19 protein-coding genes and 1 riboswitch are annotated in these 19,860 nt (G+C 48.7%); of the genes, 12 read left to right on the top strand and 7 right to left on the bottom strand.

The window, feature by feature from the left end:
• A partial coding sequence (locus F1593_RS05870) for a hypothetical protein (RefSeq protein ID WP_216368793.1) occupies positions 1-474 on the top strand: 474 nt, incomplete at its 5' end.
• Positions 475-946: 472 nt separating this feature from the next.
• Here the strand turns inward: F1593_RS05870 and ybiA are convergent.
• Positions 947-1,408: a riboflavin biosynthesis intermediates N-glycosidase gene (gene ybiA / locus F1593_RS05865; protein WP_149400620.1), complete on the bottom strand. Its 462-nt coding sequence runs from the start codon at positions 1,406-1,408 to the stop codon at positions 947-949.
• Between the two features lie 480 nt (positions 1,409-1,888).
• On the opposite strand from ybiA, the gene F1593_RS05860 reads away from it, so the two are divergent.
• Positions 1,889-2,254 (top strand): hypothetical protein, encoded by a 366-nt coding sequence (locus tag F1593_RS05860; protein ID WP_149400619.1) that lies wholly within the window; start codon positions 1,889-1,891, stop codon positions 2,252-2,254.
• 501 nt (positions 2,255-2,755) lie between these two features.
• Here F1593_RS05860 and F1593_RS05855 read toward each other — a convergent pair.
• A complete protein-coding gene (locus F1593_RS05855) occupies positions 2,756-3,244 on the bottom strand; it encodes a hypothetical protein (protein WP_149400618.1) in 489 nt (162 codons plus the stop codon).
• A gap of 166 nt (positions 3,245-3,410) precedes the next feature.
• Here F1593_RS05855 and F1593_RS05850 point away from each other — a divergent pair, with 166 nt between their 5' ends.
• Complete coding sequence (locus F1593_RS05850; RefSeq protein WP_149400617.1) at positions 3,411-4,325, top strand: polymorphic toxin-type HINT domain-containing protein; 915 nt, start codon at positions 3,411-3,413, stop codon at positions 4,323-4,325.
• 182 nt (positions 4,326-4,507) lie between these two features.
• Here F1593_RS05850 and F1593_RS05845 read toward each other — a convergent pair whose 3' ends face one another.
• A complete protein-coding gene (locus F1593_RS05845) occupies positions 4,508-4,885 on the bottom strand; it encodes an anti-sigma factor family protein (RefSeq protein ID WP_149400616.1) in 378 nt (125 codons plus the stop codon).
• Positions 4,882-5,418 (bottom strand): RNA polymerase sigma factor, encoded by a 537-nt coding sequence (locus tag F1593_RS05840; protein WP_149400615.1) that lies wholly within the window; start codon positions 5,416-5,418, stop codon positions 4,882-4,884. The genes F1593_RS05845 and F1593_RS05840 overlap by 4 nt, the downstream gene beginning before the upstream one ends.
• A gap of 553 nt (positions 5,419-5,971) precedes the next feature.
• Between F1593_RS05840 and F1593_RS05835 the strand changes: the two genes are divergently transcribed.
• The 5 genes from F1593_RS05835 (at position 5,972) to F1593_RS05815 (ending at position 12,462) form a co-directional block, all read left to right on the top strand.
• Positions 5,972-6,610 (top strand): HD domain-containing protein, encoded by a 639-nt coding sequence (locus tag F1593_RS05835; protein WP_149400614.1) that lies wholly within the window; start codon positions 5,972-5,974, stop codon positions 6,608-6,610.
• Between the two features lie 158 nt (positions 6,611-6,768).
• Complete coding sequence (locus F1593_RS05830; protein WP_149400613.1) at positions 6,769-7,713, top strand: PfkB family carbohydrate kinase; 945 nt, start codon at positions 6,769-6,771, stop codon at positions 7,711-7,713.
• 215 nt (positions 7,714-7,928) lie between these two features.
• Positions 7,929-9,197: an adenosylhomocysteinase gene (gene ahcY, locus F1593_RS05825; RefSeq protein WP_149400612.1), complete on the top strand. Its 1,269-nt coding sequence runs from the start codon at positions 7,929-7,931 to the stop codon at positions 9,195-9,197.
• 277 nt (positions 9,198-9,474) lie between these two features.
• Positions 9,475-9,583: riboswitch (SAM riboswitch) on the top strand.
• Between the two features lie 159 nt (positions 9,584-9,742).
• The gene (gene metK / locus F1593_RS05820) at positions 9,743-11,008 is read left to right on the top strand and encodes a methionine adenosyltransferase (RefSeq protein WP_268907017.1); all 1,266 of its coding nucleotides are present in this window, start codon (positions 9,743-9,745) and stop codon (positions 11,006-11,008) included.
• Positions 11,009-11,313: 305 nt separating this feature from the next.
• Positions 11,314-12,462, top strand: coding sequence for an acyl-CoA dehydrogenase family protein (locus F1593_RS05815; protein ID WP_149400611.1), 1,149 nt, complete (start codon positions 11,314-11,316; stop codon positions 12,460-12,462).
• A 106-nt stretch (positions 12,463-12,568) separates the two neighbouring features.
• Here F1593_RS05815 and F1593_RS05810 read toward each other — a convergent pair whose 3' ends face one another.
• Both F1593_RS05810 and F1593_RS05805 read right to left on the bottom strand, forming a co-directional pair.
• Positions 12,569-14,494, bottom strand: a complete 1,926-nt coding sequence (locus F1593_RS05810; RefSeq protein WP_149400610.1) for an anti-sigma factor family protein — start codon at positions 14,492-14,494, stop codon at positions 12,569-12,571.
• The gene (locus tag F1593_RS05805; RefSeq protein ID WP_149400609.1) at positions 14,491-15,309 is read right to left on the bottom strand and encodes an RNA polymerase sigma factor; all 819 of its coding nucleotides are present in this window, start codon (positions 15,307-15,309) and stop codon (positions 14,491-14,493) included. The genes F1593_RS05810 and F1593_RS05805 overlap by 4 nt, the downstream gene beginning before the upstream one ends.
• A 487-nt stretch (positions 15,310-15,796) precedes the next feature.
• Between F1593_RS05805 and holB the strand changes: the two genes are divergently transcribed.
• From holB to F1593_RS05790, 3 genes are all read left to right on the top strand, one after another.
• Entirely contained in the window at positions 15,797-16,825 is a 1,029-nt protein-coding gene (holB, locus tag F1593_RS05800) for a DNA polymerase III subunit delta' (RefSeq protein ID WP_149400608.1), read from the top strand.
• Positions 16,826-16,904: 79 nt separating this feature from the next.
• A complete protein-coding gene (locus F1593_RS05795) occupies positions 16,905-17,702 on the top strand; it encodes an enoyl-CoA hydratase/isomerase family protein (RefSeq protein ID WP_149400607.1) in 798 nt (265 codons plus the stop codon).
• Between the two features lie 7 nt (positions 17,703-17,709).
• A complete protein-coding gene (locus F1593_RS05790) occupies positions 17,710-18,639 on the top strand; it encodes a hypothetical protein (protein ID WP_149400606.1) in 930 nt (309 codons plus the stop codon).
• 152 nt (positions 18,640-18,791) lie between these two features.
• On the opposite strand, the gene F1593_RS05785 is transcribed toward F1593_RS05790, so the two are convergent.
• The gene (locus tag F1593_RS05785) at positions 18,792-19,592 is read right to left on the bottom strand and encodes an ice-binding family protein (protein ID WP_172631895.1); all 801 of its coding nucleotides are present in this window, start codon (positions 19,590-19,592) and stop codon (positions 18,792-18,794) included.
• Positions 19,593-19,669: 77 nt separating this feature from the next.
• On the opposite strand from F1593_RS05785, the gene F1593_RS28880 reads away from it, so the two are divergent.
• A partial coding sequence (locus F1593_RS28880; RefSeq protein WP_216368792.1) for a hypothetical protein occupies positions 19,670-19,860 on the top strand: 191 nt, incomplete at its 3' end.

Here is a 19,860-nt window from a genome sequence, read left to right as displayed (position 1 = left end):
GCTTGGAAGCAGCAGAGTGAGATACCAAAGCGTGTTGCGTATATGCTTAGTAGTGTCCTTCCAAGATTAGACACCTATATGCAACAGCATCCAGAAAAGATTGAATTAGGCGAAGTATTCATGTGGGTGTCCGAATGGATTGATAAGATTTTTGTTACGGAACCTCTTGATGAAGTATCTGCAATTGCTGTTGTATCAAAACATGCGTTGTATATTTCACCTTTTGTTTATGACTTGCGTTTCCACCAAAGAATTGATCAACCTGCTTTGAGTAAATTTTTCAATGCGTTAGATACTTTAGCAGAAAAATGGCAATCGAAGGAAGAGGTATCTAAATTAGCTGCGGGATCGATGATCCTCGTTCAAGAATATTTTATTTTGTATGGTGATGGGTATACCGGTGTACAAAAACGAGAAATTATGCAAGCTCAAGATGAACTAGCAAAAAAAATAGAAAAATGTTTGCGAGGATAAGAAATCACAGCGCTTTGTCTCCTCTGAAAAAGCCGTCTGAGGTCTATAGCACAGGCAACTGGCGAAACGGGGAACTCCACAAATTTATTTCGGCGCAAATTTGCGGCTCTTGAAACTTTTTGGTGAAAGCAGTTATAAAGAGCGCCTCACTAGCTGGTGTACAGAACTATCTGAGCTCAAGTCAAGCAGAGGTTTCCTTAGATATCTCAATATTTCACCAAAAAGTTTCAAGAGCCAAATTTGCGCAAGCGTTGACAGTAGCACAGGAGCAAACCGCACTCGCCACACCCCTGCACGCATTCACCACAGATAAACTGTCTCTCCACAACGTCTAGACATGGCGTGACCTTGACCTACGCGTTCAGCGTGCGTCTCGACAGGAGGGCCGATGCAAGCAACTGCGCTTTCATAAAGATCCGGCTACGTATCTGACTGCACTTGAGGCTCAACTCCTCAAGACAAACCTTCTAATCTAGCTCTTTCGCACTGACTGGGAATGCTCACTCAGGATCTGACGCACTTGCATAAGAATCTGTCCCAGCATGTTCCGTCCACTGCCATCCGTTCCACGTCCCCAATAGTAATCAGTAGTAGTATTCTCGATGATTTCTTTGTCTCCTGTAGCCAGGAGGATGGCGCGGATATCTGCATGGGTCTCGAACTTGCGCAAAACGGCCTTACGCATCGTTTCATCTTTGACCTGCTCCCAATCTGCACGCAAAGGGAAGGTGCGTTTCCGCCCGAGATCGGCAGCCTCTTTGGGTGAACGAGCCTGACGGATTTGTTCAGCAAAAGGCGTCTCGGCGAATTTCTGTGCCTGGAAATAATGCTCACTCGTTGGCCACCAGGCATCATCGAGTTCAAAGCCATGCGCAGAAAAATTGGAAAAACAGCCATAAGGCTGTTCGCGTGTGCTATAAAAAAGAATGGACATTGGCAATTCATTCTGCTTTCTTCTGTATATGTTGTCTTGACCCTTTTTCAGTCATCCAGACACTTCCACCTCCTACATTTTTTTCTTCCTCTCCATCTTACATACTTTAGTCAAGATAAGTTTACGATTATGCTAGCAAAAGTTGTGATCATGATAGCTCATGTGCTCCCAATATTTTGATTGTATACGTATTGTTGATAAAAGAAAAGGGTACCAGTAGACTTGGCCCGAAAAAATGGTTCTTCCGCATTTTCCGTGCTCAGCAATAAGGCGATACAAGAATAACATCGCCTGACAGAAAGCTGGAGGCCTTCTCAGCTTGCAATGATCGCTTTTTGGAAACAAATATCGTTCGTGGCGCTCTTCCGTATGCCTCGTGCCGGATCATTTGAATTGTTGAGCACGGAAAGTGTGGAAGAACCGAATTTGATTGGATAGATGTTTTGTTGCAAGCAAAAAAGAGAAAATCTGTACTTTGATATGTTGATTCAAACACTGCAACTTCTAGCTGCTTCTTATGTGGAACAAGTTCAAGCTTTTCCTACGTTTGTTCACATTCCTGATGAAGTTGCCTTAGTGTTCAGTGACACATGGTTATTTTCACAAAAGCTTATCATGGATGGTTTTATTACTCATCAACAAAAAGTAGAAATAGAACGTTTAGACAACTTACTTAATGAGATGAGTGATAATATTCAATTATGGAATTTGTTTTCATTAGAAACTTCAGATGAATGGGGAAAAGTCAGATATCTAGCTAGTAATATACTAACATCCCTTCACAAAGAAAAAGAACAACCCAATCTATTTTGGCTGAAATATATTTCTCAAGATAATGAGAGGTAGGTATCTAGCAGAACAAGATCTACGACAATATCGGAAACACGTTAAGCCTGACGACGACTTTGCCCACGACCTCGGGTGGGAGCCAGACCAATTCGCAATCCTTTTGTTATGATTCCCTGAATTGCTTAGTATGGACGGATAATACAGGCACCCCAACTGGTAGGGATCAGTGTGGCTTGACGCCCAATGCCACGATCGTCTCCAGTAGGCAACCGCTTGTAGCGAGTGCGCTTTGATACTGTATTAATTGGATTAGAGGGGTATGAAAAGATAAATGAATATTTCGTAGAGATTACAATTAAATATCTACATTTGTATGATGTAAGTATATGATATGTGAAGATTAGGAGATGTTGAGGGAGAGGGCGTGGTGCTTTGCGAAGGCGAAGAGGGTGGCGAGGCTACAGATTTCTCCTGCGTGAAGAGGGTGGGTGAGTTGGACAGCGTGAACGAATGAGATGTGAGGCGAGCTATTGGGGAGAATGAGCCTTTTATCATGTTTTAAATACCAAGGTGAAGAATAAAAAAATCTCCTGTTGCCGCTTGTTTCCCAAATTGTGCAAGCGTGGTTAATTGTTGAATGAGCCGGTCTCGATCGATTTCTAATTGGGTATACTGCCCAAGTGTTTCGAGCTGATCTTCATTCATGATATGTTCTGATTCCTGATAGGGCCATTGCCAATCAAAGGGACCTTTCAATCTTAAACACTTCGGTCCACACGTAAACAATTGAACCCATGAGGTAAAGATCTGGGAAAATAAAGCGCCCCCTGTTTGGTTAATAATGGTTGGGCCCCACATATTAAGTCCAAATCCATCTGTACTCTTTTCTGGATTAAATGTAGGTATCCATAGTAATGTGTCAAGAAAATAGCGAAGCATTTCGTCATCGATATTCACGGGTGCATCCTGTCTTCCCCAGAGATCGTGATTTTCTGTGTAAGAGCGTTCACCTTCTTGAAACAACCAAAAGTTATGATCCATAGACATTTTCTGTCATCCTTTCCAATAAATTCTTTCTGTTCTTAAAACGACCTCACCTGCCATAAAGTATCGCTCGTCATTAAACCAAGAAGAACTATAGGCCCAAACCACGACCAGCGCTGTCGGCAACGCCGTCCTCGGAGCCGGAGATCAATTTCTGGGTATCTCCTCCATGGTCAATGACGTCCAGACCCTTTCCGGCAATGGAAGTATGTGGGATAAAGCGGTGGCGGGTGGTGATCTGGCGATGAACGCCGGCATGGATATCTCGATGCTCTTTGGCGTTGGCGAAGAGTTGCGTGGTGGCGAACTGGCCCTCAAAGGGGGAGCGGATCTCGCCGAACACCTCGCGGAAAGTTGTGCCCTTAGTTTCTCTTACGACACCACAGTCATGACCGCCGGGGGAGCCTTGGCGATTGGCAGCTTGCGTGTAGGGGAGAAGGTGCTGGCCTACAATACCCAGACCCAGCATATGGAGTTGGAACCGATCAAGCATGTCTGGATCAATCACGACACTGATCTGGTTAACCTTGCCATCACCACTACGACCACTGATAAAAAGGGACAGAGACACGAGAAAGACGAGGTCATCCACACCACTGCCAAGCATCCCTTCCTGACACAAGAAGAAGGCTTTGTCCCCGTCTCCCAATTGCACATCGGCCTGCATATTCGCAAAGCCGATGGCAGCTATGGTGTCGTCTCTGGCTGGCAATCCCTTCCCGGTGCCAGCACCATGTACAATCTTGAAGTCACCCAGGATCACACGTATACTGTGGGTGACGGACAGTGGGTGGTGCATAATTGCGGAGGTGAAGTCTTACCAGACTTATTTGAATCAGTTGTTGCCAAACACAAAAAAAATATTCTTGATGGAGCATCCCTTGAGAGTATTATTCTCTTTTTACATGATGATGGATTGACAATCGTTGAATCTATCAAAGCTTTAAAAATTCTCTATGCGATATCTTTAGGTGAGGCAAAGATTCTTGTAAATGAACATTTTGTTTGGAAAAATGTAGTTGTATCCCATCAATCATTTCATCGGGAGCTTGAGAATGCAATAGAAGCAGAAGCAAATAAATGACATTTATGATGAGATAGTGACAACGTACACTTAGGGTGACTCTACCAAAGTAATGTGTCAAGAAAATAGCGAAGAATTTCATCAAGGAATACGTCTCCTTAAAATCCCTCTATCGTTTCCATTTGTGGGCATGTGATTGCATGTATGTATTTTTGCTTTTCACATGAAGATAGGACTGAATACTATTGTGTGTGTTTGTGATGACGTTGATGGCGGAGGAGTAAGAGAGTGGAGAAGCCAATGAGCAGGAGAAGAATAGCGAATGAGATATCCTGGTTGTGTGTGATCTCAGCTACGACTTGTGGTCGTTGTAAACCTCTTTCAAGTTCAAATTCCAGTTTTAGATATCTGGGAGATGTAAAGATTTTGGTGTGCAGGGTAGGTGAGGGGGAGATACGAGGGAGCTGGGACAGGAGAGCGTCAAAGTGGTGATATTCAGCTAGAATACCACGGCAATCTGCACAACTCGCAAGATGGGTGGTCACACTTTGACGCTCGGGCGCTGAGAGCTGATCGTCAAGGTAAGCACTGAGCAAATCCCTGACTCGCTCACAGTTCATTTAGCGCCTCCTCCCTGTTCCAGGGACCGATACTGTTCTCGAAATGATTGCCGTGCACGCGAGAGATACATTTTGACGCCGCTCTCAGCAATATTAAGGGTATGCGCAATCTCACTATAGGAGAAACCCTCCTGCGTATAGAGCAGGAGCGCCGCCCGATATTGTTGAGGCATACGCCGAAGTGCTGCACGCACGATCTCCGTTGTCCCGTATATCTCCTGCGGATCTGCACTGTCAACATCGGCTGGTTCATGGTCAAGATCTTGCCAGGGCAACCAGGCGATCAGTTTACGACGACGCAAAGCATCATAGGCCGTATTCGTCGCAATGCGATAGAGCCAGGCCGATAATTTTAAGTTAGCGTCCATTTTGGGCAGGGCGCGAAATGCTTTCAGAAACGTATCCTGAGTCAGATCATCGGCCTGCTCACGATCACCTACCAGATGATAGACATAGTTATAGATAGGTGTCTTGTATTCATCGTATATTTGTTCAAAAGACCAGGAGTTTTCCTTGGTTTCCACCCGGACCATGCGCTACAATCCCTTCGATAGCTACGGTAATTTCTTGTCCGTTCCATGCAAGAATCGCCAGTAGCTGTCTCCGAGCTGTGCCCATAGAAAATGCGAACATAAGAACAACTTTGTCGCATTACTGGCGCGTACGGAAACGCTTAGTCCTTCTGTCTAGTGGAACGGACAACTAACGCTATCAGTAACATGATAGAGTAGTCATGCATACTTGCTGTTGAGTGTTGTATCGTTTATCATGGTAGCATACTCTGGTGGATTTGCAGCAATCATTAGCTATTATCTTAGTACTATTGGGTGAACAAGGTGCAGCTTGCGTTACCCCTTCGTTACATGCCTGACGTATCGGTTTGGCATCTCTGGTAATTTTCTCCATTGATGCATGCAGATTTGAGGATGTTCGCTAAGAGGAACTGAAAAAGTGTGCTCATGCCTCTTTTCAGGGTTGCTAAGAAATCCTACAACGAACTGACGACATCGCTTGACCTCCCTCTACAAAGACCACGCGGACTCTGTATGCGGGGGGACGACACAACTTGGGAGGGTGTATTAGTCCATGGATACAGGTATCGTGCAAGCTGTTGCTCGCTATGCAGAAGAGGTGATGGGCAGCGAGGGTTTTCGCTACGTGAGTGTGGTGGTTGCCAATTGCAAGATGCTTGCCTTAGAGCTCGAAGTGCAACAGGATGAAGGATCATCCTTTACGATTGATACTGATGCTCTGACAGTGGCTGGCTATTTACATGATATTTCAACGATTGCACATGGTTTCCAGAATCATCAGGAGAAATCGGCTGAAATGGCGGTTGAGTTTTTGCGTGAGAGGGACGTTTCTGATGAAGATGTGCAGAAGGTCGAGCAGGCTATTTTAACCCATCTGACCGTCGCATCTCCTGATGGGGAAGATACACAGATCACCGAGGGGAAAATTTTGTATGACGCAGATAAGTTGGGCCGTTTGAGTGGCCTGGCGGTCGTCACCTCTCTGATTGAGTTTGGGGCCCGCTATCCCAACCGTGCGGTAACTGGCGATGTATTGGCCGCTATTTTACGGCATGTTGAGGAGCGTTTTATCGAACTTTATCAATCATTGCACACGCCGCCCGCCCAGGAGATGGCGCGTACCAAGTTCAGCAATACCCTGGCATTTCTTGATGGCGTCATCGAACACCTGAGCGACGCCACCCCCGTCTGAGTGCCAATTCATCCGTAGAAGATAGAGTATAATGAGAAGAAGGCGCATCTTGCGCATATTGCTAGTGCAAGCTTCCCAAAAAGACGCTATAATGTCATGAAACTTTGTTGCAAAAACTTCTCTCATACTTAATGAGAGAATTTTTATGGAGGCGAATCTTGCCGATTCTTGTAGTGGGCTCAGTGGCCCTGGATACCGTTGAAACTCCTTTTACCAAACAGGAAAATGTCCTGGGGGGAGCCGCATCTTATTTTGCTACCGCTGCATCGCTCTATGACCGGGTGAATCTGGTGGGCATTGTGGGAAGTGATTTTCCACGTGAGCATCTCGATTTCTGGCGTAGCCGTTCAGTGAATCTTGCTGGTTTGCAAATCCATGAAGGCAAGACCTTCCACTGGCATGGTCGCTACCACATGGATATGAATACGCGTGATACACTGGATACGCAATTGGGCGTCTTTGGCGACTTTCATCCAGTTGTGCCGGAAGAGTATACACAGAGTCCGCTGGTTTTCCTGGCGAATATTCAGCCTGAATTGCAGCTTGAGGTATTGCGACAGATGCCGAAGGCGCGCCTCACTGTGCTGGATAGCATGGAATTGTGGATCAATATCGCGCGTCCTCAGTTGACTGAGGTGATGAAGCAAGTTGATATCCTGTTGATCAGTGAGGAAGAAGTACGTCAATATACAAATCAGGCGAGCATTTTGACGGGCGTGAAGCACTTCTTCGAGTTGGGTTTGAAATATGTGGTTGTGAAGCTGGGAAGTTATGGTGCGTTGCTCTTTGGAGCTGATGGCACCTACTTCAGTGCCCCAGCCTATCCTCTGGAAGAAATCGCTGATCCAACCGGAGCTGGTGATTCCTTTGGTGGTGGCTTCCTGGGCTATCTCTCGACCGTCGATCCCGAAGCAAATGGTCGTTATACAGCGGATGATTTGAAGCGGGCCGTGGTTCATGGAAATATCCTGGGTTCCTTTGCCTGTTCCAAATTTGGTATCGATGGGCTCGTCTCGATCACACTGGCGGATATTGCCGCCCGTTATAACGAGTTGGTTCGCTACTCGCATTTTGATCCTACCTGGTCCGCAACCAGAGTGTAATCTGGCAGATTGATGCCAACTATTTTTGTTGTGTGGATTTGTGGTGTTTGTAGTTCTGTGATGGCAGTTGCTAACTGCCCCTGAGACCGAATTTGCCGCTATTGTGCAATAGTCAGGTCTGGGGAAATGTTGTACAATGCCTGGGGATTTGCTCAGTGCAATCCCTATCTACCCATCGCGATTCTACTTCAGATGGAAGGAATGTTATAGATACAATGACAATTTCAATTAAAGGGGATGTGAAAGACATCTCTCTTGCCCCTCGTGGGAAAGACCGCATTGAATGGGCCGCCAAAGATATGCCTGTCCTGCGCTTGATCCGCGAGCGTTTTGAAAAAGAGCAGCCTCTTAAGGGCGTTCGTATGGCCGGCTGTTTACATATCACCACCGAGACAGCCAACCTGGCAATCACGTTGAAAGCCGGTGGTGCTGATCTGGTTCTGTGTGCCTCAAATCCTTTGTCCACTCAGGATGACGTGGCAGCAGCTCTGGTGAGCGTATATGGTATTCCAACCTACGCTATCAAAGGTGAGGATGATCAGACCTACTACAATCACATCAATGCTGTGCTGGATCACAAGCCTGAGATGACCATGGACGACGGTTGCGATCTCGTTTCAACCATTCACACCACACGCAAAGATTTGATTGATGGCATCATCGGCGGCATGGAAGAGACCACCACCGGTGTAATCCGCCTGCATAGCATGGAGAATCAGAAGGTGTTGCGCTTTCCTGTGCTGGCTGTCAATGATTCAGATACCAAGCATATGTTCGACAACCGCTATGGTACCGGTCAGAGCACCCTGGACGCGATCATTCGCTCCACCAATGTGCTGTTAGCTGGTCGCACCGTCGTCGTTCTTGGTTATGGTTGGTGTGGTCGTGGCGTCGCTTCCCGCGCCCATGGTCATGGTGCCAACGTCATTGTCTGCGAAGTTGATCCAACACGCGCCCTTGAGGCCGTCATGGATGGCTATCGCGTCATGCCTGGCGTTGAGGCTGCTGCTCTTGGCGATATCTTCATCTCAGTCACCGGTGACCTCCACGTCATCGATCAGGCTATGATGGAGCGCATGAAAGAGGGAGCATTGATTGCCAATTCTGGCCACTTCAATGACGAAATCAATATTCCTGCGCTTGAGAAACTGGCTGTCAGCAAACGCCGCGTCCGCGACTTTGTGGATGAGTACACCTATGCCGATGGTCGCCACATCCACCTGTTGGCCGAGGGCCGTCTGGTTAATCTCTCAGCCGCTGAAGGACATCCTGCCAGCGTGATGGATATGAGTTTTGCCAACCAGGCTCTTGGTTCTGAGTACATGCTCAATCATGCCAAAGAGCTGGAGCCCAAAGTTTATACTCTGCCAGCCGAGATGGATAAAGAGATCGCACGTTTGAAGCTACATGCTATGGGCGTGAAGATTGATACCTTGACTCCTGCGCAAGAGAAGTATCTTAATTCCTGGGAATCTGGCACCTAAAGCGCAAGCTTTTAACTGGTTGTTGATGGCGCTCCATACCGATTCCAGGCGGATCGGTTGGTCGCCACCAGCCTGTACCCTTTCCAATTGTATTTGTTGTCTCTTGTCTGTTTTATGTCAGATGAACAGCTTTGAACATCTCTTCTGAGCACATTGTGCGTACATCGCCTTTCATTCCCTTGACATTTGTCCCGACTGTAGCGTACAATTTATTAGGAACGCACGGGTGGTCGCAAACCACCTGATACATAGACAATTAAATACATGAGTGTTATCACTCTCATCAAGAGAGGTGGAGGGAAACGGCCCGATGAAGCCCGGCAACCCGCTGTCCTGACAGGACGGGTGCCAATTCCGGCGGTCTATGCTATGCCGCAAGATGAGGGGAATGTGCAAAATGCCACACCCCTACATGTAGGGGTTTTTTTATGCCTGAGAATCCTATAAGCATCTTCTCATTTCACCTTCAGCATAGAATATCTAAGCAATCGAGACTATTCATATGTATGTGTCAGACACAGCTTTTTCTAAGAAAGGATTAGCCCATGACGAGTTTCATGCGCAGCCCTAAAACGTATTTTACCAGTGAGTCAGTGACTGAAGGTCATCCTGACAAACTGTGCGATCAGATTTCCGATGCGATTCTGGACGCTATTCTTGTGCAGGACCCTGTTGCTCGCGTGGCTTGTGAGACGGCTACCACTACTGGCCTGGTATTGGTTGCGGGTGAGATTACAACTTCAGCCTGGATCGATATGGCCGCCGTTGTGCGTAAGACAATCGAGCAGGTTGGATACATTAATGCCGATTATGGTTTTGACTATCGCACCTGCGGCGTGACAACTTCGATTGGTAAGCAGTCACCGGATATTGATCAGGGTGTGAGCAAGTCGTTGGAGACGCGTGGCAGTCAACAGGTCGTGCATCTGAGCGATGACGAGTTAGAGCGCATTGGTGCTGGCGATCAGGGTATGATGATTGGTTTTGCCTGCAATGAAACCCCTGAGTATATGCCGATGCCAATTAGCCTGGCCCACAAACTGACGCGTCAGTTGTCGCAGGTACGCCGCGCCTCCTGGAGTGGACAGGGCCCCATGGCCTATCTGCGTCCCGATGGTAAGGCCCAGGTTACGGTTCAATATGAACATGGCGCACCTACCCGCGTCGATACTATTGTTGTTTCGACCCAGCACGCTGACTATGTGGATCATGAGCAGATTCGCCGCGATGTGATTGAACATATCATTAAGCCGGTTATTCCTGCTCATTTGCTGGATAGCGATACCAAGTACTTCGTTAATCCAACCGGTCGTTTTGTAACTGGTGGCCCAATGGGTGATGCTGGTCTGACCGGCCGTAAGATTATCGTTGATACCTATGGTGGCTTTGCTCGCCATGGTGGCGGCGCTTTCAGTGGAAAAGATCCGACCAAGGTGGACCGTTCGGCTGCCTATGCCGCACGTTATATCGCGAAGAATATCGTAGCTGCTGGTCTGGCTGAGCGTGTTGAGTTGCAGATCGCCTATGCTATCGGTGTTGCGCGTCCGCTTTCACTGTTCGTTGAGACCTTTGGAACTGGTAAAGTCTCGGATGAAGAGATTATTCGCCTGATCAACGAGCACTTTGATCTGCGCCCTGCTGGCATTATCCAGGAATTGAATCTGCGCCGTCCGATCTATCAGCCTACCGCCGCCTTTGGTCATTTCGGTCGTACCGATGTTGATCTGCCCTGGGAGGCCCTGGACAAGGTTCCTATGCTGCGCAAGGGTGTCGGCGCGAGCATCGAAGGTAACGAGGTCGTTTCTCAATAAGCTGAAAATACACCTCAGGCAGGCGCTCACACGCCTGCGTCCTTTTTATTCTCTGTTGCCCAAATTGTTCTTCAAATGTTTTGGGCAACAGAGAATAAAATTTTTTGAGCACCCTGGTTGCGAAAACTCACGTGTGAGAATCACAGTATGAAGGATATCCTATCGCTCCTACTTGAAAGGAGCGATAGGATATCCTTTTTTTACTGACCCTATCCTATCTTTGTATTCATCAATTATACTATGTAATAGAGAAGAAATTTGCGTCTTGTAACCGAGGCGCATTGCATAGAAAGGGAGCCTCTGCCATGGACTTTACACTCAACGAAGAGCAGACAGCCATTCGCCAGACGTGCCGAGAATTTGCCGAGCAGGAGATTAAACCTGTGGCCGCCGAAATCGATGCCACAGGCACATTTCCCTATCCACTGATTCGTCAGATGGGGGAACTGGGCCTTTTGGGACTACCTTTCCCTGAGGAATATGGTGGTGCCGGGGCTGACTTTCTCTCCTATTGTCTGGCAATCGAGGAAATCTCACGTGGGGATGCATCGATTGGCATTACGATGGAGGCCCATACCTCTCTGGGTGCGACTCCATTCTATCTTTTCGGCTCCCAGCAGCAAAAAGAACAGTATTTGACCCCTCTGGCGCGCGGTGAGCAACTCTGGTCCTTTGGTCTGACAGAACCAGAAGCGGGCTCAGATTCGGGCGGTACGCAGACACGGGCCGTATTGCAGGATGGTCACTGGCTGATTAATGGTTCCAAGGCTTTTATTACCAACGCCGGGACTGCTATGACTGGTGGTGTAACGATCACTGCCGTTACCGGGTGTCTGTCGAATGGGCGCAACGAGATTTCAAACCTTATTGTGCCTGTAGGCACGCCAGGCTATTCAATTGGGCAGCCATACAAGAAGATGGGCTGGAAAGCCTCAGATACGCGTCCCCTGGCCTTTACGGAGTGCCTGATCCCTGAGGAGAACATCCTGGGACAGCCAGGAGATGGTTTTAAACAGTTCTTACGCATCCTGGATGCTGGTCGGGTGGCGATTGCGGCACTCTCGGTTGGATTGGCACAGGCGTGCCTGGATGAGGCTTTGAGCTATGCACAGCAGCGTCGGCAATTCGGTCAGCCGATCAGTAAGTTTCAGTCTATTCAATTCAAACTGGCGGATATGGATATGGAGATTGAGCTGGCTCGCCTGATGTATTATAAAGCGGCCTGGTTGCAGATGCAGGGGAAGCCCTATAGCCGTGAAGCCTCAATGGCCAAGCTATTCGCCTCCGAAACCTCCAAACGTGCAGCCGATCAAGCCGTGCAGATTCATGGCGGTTATGGCTTTATGGATGAATATCCTGTCTCCCGCTACTGGCGGAACGTCAAGATCAATGAGATCGGTGAAGGCACCAGCGAAGTGCAACGCATGGTCATCGCCAAAAGTCTGGGCTGCTAATACGATAAAGCCTCATCAGTGCTCTTTCTCATCATCAGGGTAGAGGAAAGAGGTGGCCTCACAACGTATATTGTGAGACCACCCCTTTCCTCAAGTTATCAGTTATTTATTTGGGCCATTTAAGAGTTTCAAAGGTTACTTCTATATCGGTTGAGACGCTCTGATTGCCTGTGGGGACAATATACTTTGTCCATAGGATCGTATTGCCATTGATGGACATAAAGGCAGTACTGCTGCGGTCCAGATTGTCGATACCATTCACCATGACTTTAATACGAGCATCATACATCTTGAAGTTCTGAGTATTACTTTGCCAGAGGAGGAAATCACCGCCGCTCTGTAGATGCGAGACGATCTCGTTATCATTCAAGGTGGTGGTTTCTGGCGCGGCACCGTTAGCGGTGAAGGTCAGGAGCTTGCCGCTTACCAGTTCGTCGATCTGCGGTACCTGGATGGTTGGGTCGACGTTGCTTGTGTCCGCCAGGATTGAGGCAAGGTTCTGTGGTGTAGTCGGTGTCGGGCTTGCTTTACTGGTAGTTGCTGATTGTGGCGTGCTTGTCGCCGTGGCATTAGCTGCCGTAGCGGTTGCCGTCAACACATTGTTGGTTTCGACGCTATTGCTAGGATTTTTACTCAGCAGGAAAAGCGTATCATTGACGACCTTCGGACTGAATGAGAGGTTATCATTGCGATACACGTAAATGTTTTCCTGGGTATGAGGTAACCAGCGTCCCGATTGAGCGGGCTGGGCATTGACGGCCTGTTCGGTCCAGATGTTGCTATTGAGTCCGTGATCTGGCGTTTCCCACTCTTCTGACCAGTAAATACTACTCCCATCGCTGGTTGCGGTTGGGGAGGTGAGCACATGTTGCGCGCTGGCTTTTGCCAGTTCAGTAGCTTTGAGCAATTTATTCTGATCAAATTGATAATTGATCAGATGTGAGACGCCTGTGCTGTCTACCAGCGCTACCAGGGCATGATTGCCGTAGAACGCCAGGCCCTGTATGGGTGAGGTAAGCCAGGATGGCGCGGTCGCGGCATGAAAAGTATTATTCGCCAGAGTGAGTGGCGTGGCAGTTCCCGCCTGGTTTGCTGACTGGTTCTTTGATGTAGATGTGCTTGTGTCCTGGGCAAGATAAAGCGCCTTGAGAGTCCATGCACCCTCAAAGGAATTGGCTGGAATTGGCTGATTCTGATGATGACTGGTTGTCTTCTTTGGTGTTTCCCATTGTAGCCAGAAGAGCCAGTTGTTGTTACTTCCTAGCACAATGAGCGGTCGAGTGCTGGGTGTAGAGAGCAGCGGTACGCTTTCCTGCGCGGTATTTGGATCATTGGTGACTGCAAATTTTTCCAGCATCCAGGCGTTGAGATTCTCATTGTAGGCCGAGTAGTAGACCATGTTATTGCTGGTACTGGCACTGGCAATATGTGGATAAAACGTCTGGGTGGAAGTGGCAGCCGTATCGGCCTGTGCCGCCTCGACATGGCTGATACTGACCTGGTTGCCAGCAATTGGCCCGCCCGCCTGTCCCTGATTCGTCAGGAAAAGTAACGACACCAGTCCACCCAGCATAACAACCACCATAAATGAGGCTGCCAGACCAATAATTGCAATATGCGGCATGGGCTGGGAACGGCGGCGTGCCCGGGTCGCACGGACAATCGGTAACGGGCCGGTATCAGCAGTCGAGAAGGCTGCTAAAGAATCGGCATGGGTCTTCTGTTTTGCAATATCCTTGAGATAAGGTGCCAGGAATGCTGGTGTCGGTGTTGATGGAGCCGAAGCAGGGGTGCGTTGCAAAAAACGCACATGTTCAGCCGCCAACGCCTGCATCAGCTTACTGTGAGCCTGCGCTGATAGCTCCAGGGATGGCAACGAACGTATGCGCTCTCCAATGAATTGGTATTGAGCGTATGCATCTTTGCAATCAGCACAATGCGCCAGATGTTCCTTCAGTTCGGGCGTATCCGTCGGATCTTGTTGGTGTTCACGGTATATGGCGAGTAGTGCTCGCGCTTGACGACAGTTCAATCTTCTTCACCGACCTCTTTTTGATACAATCCAATAAATCGTTCTCTTGCTCGCATCAAACGCATCTTGACTGCAGAAGAACTAATATTTAATACTTCGGCAATTTCCGCGCAAGATAAACCATCATTTTCGTAAAGCCAGAGGCATACTGAATATTTCTGTGGCAGTTGCTGAAACACGCGTTCTACAATCTCGCGATCCGCGACACGGCTCTCAAAGCGTCCACCGTCATAACCATTGCGCTCATACATGGTGCTGACCGATGTTGTGCGGGGTTCGTTATTGTGTTCTTCGCCAGTGTTGAAGCTATCACCAGGGGACCCCCCGGTATCAGAAGCCATACCAGCGCCGATACCTCTATCTTCGTTAAACAAAGAGAGTGGAAGCCACGAAATCAGGCGTCTGCGCCGGAGCGTATCGGTGGTTGTGTTGGCCGCTATACGATAGAGCCAGGCCGATAATGCCCCCGGTTGAACGACGGTCCCTCCTAAGAGTGCTTTGTAGGCTTTTACGAATACATCCTGAGCCAGATCATAGGCCTGTTCACGATTTCCAATCAGATGATAGATGAAATTGGTAATTGGACCCTGGAAGCGGGTAAAAATGGCTTCAAAGTCAGCAATATTCACCTGCTCTGGTCGTTGAACGGCCTCGGGTTGAGGCTGTTCTGCTGTCGCTTCCTCCTCAGGGGAGGCAATCTCTTTGCCCGCATTATCATCATCTGATATGGGAATGGGCGAACATCCTTGCGGTCCATCACTCTCTGATGAACTCAATCTGCTATTCGTATTGTAGAAACGTATAGAGGTATCCATCGGTTACATCGGCCTTGTATAATGTAGAGTTTTTATATTCTGATTGGTAACACGGGTAAGTGACAGCAGCAGAGTACATCATAAAGAGAGATACTGTCTTACCTGCACATTCTGGTATGGCTTGTGATCTATCATGGGCATGCAACAGCAATCAGGGTAACAGAACACATAGCGCTGCTGGGCGCGCATGGTATTGTATCGTTTGTCAGATTGCGCTTCGTCCCGTCCATCTGACTGATTGGCAAAATTCTTGTAAGTAGCGAAAACGAGCACTCATTAGCAATCAGTATACCATATTCCTCCTGTGATTGATGCCCCTCTTGCTTCTTGTATGATAAAACGAGACTGAACGTGAAAACTCAGCCTTTCTCTGGTTTCTATAAAAAATTTTGGATGTTCTCGTCTCCTTTTTCCTCTATTCAGCTTAATTCCCGTTTCCATATGCTGTCATCTTGCCATTCAGCTCTCTTTCTGATACGATGTGCTCATGACAACCCATCAAATACAAGCAGCGGGCTGGAATATTGTGGGGCATGAGCATATTATTGATCTGTTACGCCGTACTCTGGCGGCACAACAGGTGCGCCATGCTTATTTATTCGCCGGTCCACAACATATTGGCAAGAGTCTCCTGGCATATCGTCTGGCTCAGGCGCTTTTATGTACCGGTGGACCCGATCCAAAGATTGCTCCTCAGGAACCATGTAATCAATGTCTCTCCTGTCGTAAAGTGCTGCACGGCAATCATCCCGATATTCATATCATTCGCAAAGCTGCCGACAAGCAAGCTATTGTTATCGAGCAGGTGCGAGCCTTACAGAGTGATGCTGCCCGACGCACGCTTGAAGGAAGGCGCAATATCTTTATTATCGAGAATGCCCAGGACATGAATGTGCAGGCAGCCAACTGTATCCTGAAGACGCTGGAAGAGCCAGAACCCGATGTGGTACTGCTTTTAACCGTGCCGGATGCTGGATCGCTCTTGCCTACCATTCTGTCGCGCGTGCAGTTGCTTTCCATGCAATTGCTTCCACCGCAACGCATTAGTGACGCATTGATAAAGCAATGGGAGGTTGAGCCGGCTGAGGCGGCTTTGATCGCTGCGCTGGCTGCCGGTCGCCTGGGTTGGGCCGTGGAGGCGGTGGAAGATGAAGATATGCTCGATGAGCGCAAGACCCAGTTAGCCCAGTTGACGAAGCTTCTCACCTCTCCTAAGGTTGAGCGTTTCGGTTTTGTACAACGCCTGGGTACCGACGGAGAAAAGATACGGCATATGCTTGAGTTGTGGTTACTCTGGTGGCGTGATATGGTATTAGCGGCAAATGGTTGCCTGGATCTGACTGTCAATGCGGATATGCGCGACCTGTTACAGGCGCAAGCCGCGAAAGTTGGAACCCTTGAGGCTGAACGGATGGTACGCGCGATCTTGCAGACACAGGAGTCAATCGAGCGTAATGTCAATGCTCGCGTGGCGCTGGAAGTACTGATGCTGGATACGCCAACTATAAAAATGTAGGCATGTGTGTGTTATGGTGTTGTTTTAGTCTCGTCAGTGGAGTCGTATTCATTTACCGATCAAAGAAGAGGAGTCTGCGATGCGAACCGATTTCCAGGATGTACTGGTTCAGTTTGATGAGGGCGTCCTGACTGTAACCATGAATCGCCCCCATGTTTTGAATGCCTTTAGCGATCTTATGATTGCTGAGCTCACTGAGATTATGGAGACTGCGGCCGAGGATGAGGCTATTCGTTGTGTAGTGTTGACTGGAGCTGGACGAGCCTTTGGCGCGGGTCAGGATCTGGCTATTTTTGTGCAGGAACGTTCCGGAGATGGCAGTGAGGCCACGACCGAGCATCTCCAGGCCTATCATCGGCTGATATTTGCGATTCAGCGGCTACCGATGCCGATTATCGCGGCCCTGCATGGTGTTGCGGCAGGTATTTCCCTCAATATTGCGCTGGCCTGTGATTTACGCATCGCAGCGGATAATGCGCGCTTCACCGAAGCCTTCGCACGCATTGGATTAGTCCCCGATGGCGGTGGGGCTTATTTCTTACCTCGTTTGCTTGGTGCCGGCAAGGCCTTAGAACTGGCCCTCCTGACGACAGAAATCACTGGTCCTGAAGCCGAGCGTCTGGGATTGATCAGCAAATGTGTGCCAATCGCAGAATTTGAAGCGGCTGTGACCGCTCTGGCGCGACGTCTGGCACAAGGACCGACACGTACCTATGCTTTGATTAAGGATCTCTTTGCGCAGGCACAGGACAAAGATCTGGCGGCAGTGCTACAATTAGAGGGTACTTTTCAAGCGAAGGCAATTGGTACTGCCGACCATCAGGAGGGCGTACAGGCGTTTTTGCAGAAGCGACCTCCACAGTATACCGGGAAATAACAAAATCGTGCGTATTGATACACTTACTTCATATAATAGTCAAATGCAAGGTGCCCAGCGGCGCGAATGGATGCGCCAGTACGCTCCGCAACATCTCAAAAATTGTGCCTCATTTGTCTCTAAGGGTCTCATCCAGCGGCCCTTAGAGACATCCCGCAGTAGTCTCGTGCTGGGCGCGGGCGCCTGTACCGAAGTCCCTCTCAGCGACATTACACGTTCCTCTGATGAGGTTGTGCTGGCTGATCTGGATTTGAAATCTATGCAGCACGCCCGTGAAGAACTCTCGGCTGCCTCCCTGCGCAAGCGGATACGCTTTGTTCAATGCGATATGACAGGTGGAGTCAGCAGTAATCTGACGCGTCTGTTGCGCCGTGAGGATTGGAAGGCATTGGCGCTGCAGGGAAGCCAGGCCTTTTTTGATAAGGCCGCCCAGTGCCTTGAGCAATGCGAGATCCCCGATCCACCTTCTATCTATACCCTGCGCAATGGGGACTTTGGCGTTGTTGTTAGTTCACTGGTCCTCTCGCAACTTTTCAGTTATCCCTTGCTCGATGTTCTTGATCGGGCACAGGAGAGTGCGCCGGATATCTTGTTGGATCAGGAGCGCCATCGCCGTTACCAGGATGCCAGTCAGGCTTTTCGCGTGCGTGTCATCCGCGCCCATATGCATTTCCTGCGTCAACTATTGGATCTAGGAGGTGTTGCGGTACTCCTGACTGATATTCGTGGCTTTGCCTTTGGTGTGTATGGGACCGACCATGACTCCAGGCATCGTCGTGTCATACCCCTCGTTCCCCGTAGCTTTCCAGAATTGGTGCGCGAAACCTTCGATGTAGTTGAAGAAGCCCAATGGGAATGGCTTACCGATCTACCTGACGATGAGCGTCCTGGTCGGGGTTATGAAATCGCCGGGTACATCCTCAAACCACTGGCCTGAAATAGCGTGGATGGGACATATCAAACAATGTATCAAAGAGTTCTTATTCACAGCCCTTTGATACACTGTTGCCATGCAGAAGGCTTTGCCCTCTGCACTCCCATTTCATCGAACTTTTGTTTCAAAAGTTCGGGATGACTCATGATGGCTGCTTAAGGATGTTGGACCGGTTTGGTGACGGTAACACTGCTTGGTACAATATAGACTGCGGTTGATAGGGCAGACGTGTTACACGCTTGAATGCGATTGTTATCCAGTGTCACCATGCCGTGAAGAGCATACAAGCCTCCATCGGATCTGGCACCGGCCATGGTTCTGATGGAGTTCCATGCGAGAATATTTCCTTCAAAGCTGGTGTTTGTTCCCAGGGTTGCAGTACCAGCCACCTGCCAGAACACATGACAGGGTTGTGCTCCACGAATAAGCAGTACATTAGCATTGTCGGTCGTGATAAGTCCGCTTCCCACCTGTATTATAAAGACACTATCGGGATTCCCTTGTCCATCGAGGAGAAGCGATCCACGTAAGAAAGCGGAGGATGCAAAACAATAGATGCCTGGCGTGAGAAGTTTGGCCGCAAGATCCTGTCCGGTCAGATTCTCGTTACAGGGCTTCTCTGCAGTAGATTTGTAGGCAGTGGATGCGTCGTGCTGAGCCTTTTGCGTTGCGGCATCCCCCGCATGGTTGATACCGCTGATAAACCCTGGTGGAAAGCCAGTGATGGCCGTTGCCGATGTCGCTCCCAGATTGCCTATGATAGCCGTTGAACCAGTGTTGGCTACGGCACTATTGCCCAGTACAGCGAAATCCTCGGCTACTCCAAGTGAGGGATTACTGGTAGCTGCATACGCATGAGTCAGGGATGTAGCCATCAATGAGAGCGTGGTAACGCTGCATAAGAGCGCTATCGTCATAGCAGGGAAGAATAATCCTGCCCTCAGCAATTTGTTCATGTAATTTTCTCCTGAAAATGCAAGATTGTACATTTGTATAATTACAGTATAATTAGGGCAAGAATTCACTTGTATTGATGTATCAACATGCTCTTGTCAACGGCAATGTGGCAGCTACTCTTCAATCGAATGTTCTGAGCTTATTTTTCGGCTTGGCGCGCTCCATGCTCTCCACGATCTCTGTATATGAGTTTTCGCACCTGCGGTGCTCAAAACAGTTTTTTAGTATGTGGTGCAGGAAAGGTGCTTTGCACCTTTCCTGCACCAC

This window comes from Dictyobacter arantiisoli, from assembly GCF_008326305.1.
In the GTDB taxonomy this organism is placed as follows: domain Bacteria; phylum Chloroflexota; class Ktedonobacteria; order Ktedonobacterales; family Ktedonobacteraceae; genus Dictyobacter; species Dictyobacter arantiisoli.
This window is presented reverse-complemented; position numbering and strand designations above follow the sequence as displayed.

Excerpts from the sequence above, each read along its gene's own strand:
- F1593_RS05840 (WP_149400615.1), bottom strand. The coding sequence starts at position 5,418 with ATGGTCCGGGTGGAAACCAAGGAAAACTCCTGGTCTTTTGAACAAATA.
- F1593_RS05835 (WP_149400614.1), top strand. The coding sequence starts at position 5,972 with ATGGATACAGGTATCGTGCAAGCTGTTGCTCGCTATGCAGAAGAGGTG.
- F1593_RS05850 (WP_149400617.1), top strand. The coding sequence starts at position 3,411 with ATGGTCAATGACGTCCAGACCCTTTCCGGCAATGGAAGTATGTGGGAT.
- holB (WP_149400608.1), top strand. The coding sequence starts at position 15,797 with ATGACAACCCATCAAATACAAGCAGCGGGCTGGAATATTGTGGGGCAT.
- F1593_RS05815 (WP_149400611.1), top strand. The coding sequence starts at position 11,314 with ATGGACTTTACACTCAACGAAGAGCAGACAGCCATTCGCCAGACGTGC.
- metK (WP_268907017.1), top strand. The coding sequence starts at position 9,743 with ATGACGAGTTTCATGCGCAGCCCTAAAACGTATTTTACCAGTGAGTCA.
- F1593_RS05855 (WP_149400618.1), bottom strand. The coding sequence starts at position 3,244 with ATGTCTATGGATCATAACTTTTGGTTGTTTCAAGAAGGTGAACGCTCT.
- F1593_RS05845 (WP_149400616.1), bottom strand. The coding sequence starts at position 4,885 with ATGAACTGTGAGCGAGTCAGGGATTTGCTCAGTGCTTACCTTGACGAT.
- F1593_RS05795 (WP_149400607.1), top strand. The coding sequence starts at position 16,905 with ATGCGAACCGATTTCCAGGATGTACTGGTTCAGTTTGATGAGGGCGTC.
- F1593_RS05805 (WP_149400609.1), bottom strand. The coding sequence starts at position 15,309 with ATGGATACCTCTATACGTTTCTACAATACGAATAGCAGATTGAGTTCA.
- F1593_RS05785 (WP_172631895.1), bottom strand. The coding sequence starts at position 19,592 with ATGAACAAATTGCTGAGGGCAGGATTATTCTTCCCTGCTATGACGATA.
- ybiA (WP_149400620.1), bottom strand. The coding sequence starts at position 1,408 with ATGTCCATTCTTTTTTATAGCACACGCGAACAGCCTTATGGCTGTTTT.
- ahcY (WP_149400612.1), top strand. The coding sequence starts at position 7,929 with ATGACAATTTCAATTAAAGGGGATGTGAAAGACATCTCTCTTGCCCCT.
- F1593_RS05860 (WP_149400619.1), top strand. The coding sequence starts at position 1,889 with ATGTTGATTCAAACACTGCAACTTCTAGCTGCTTCTTATGTGGAACAA.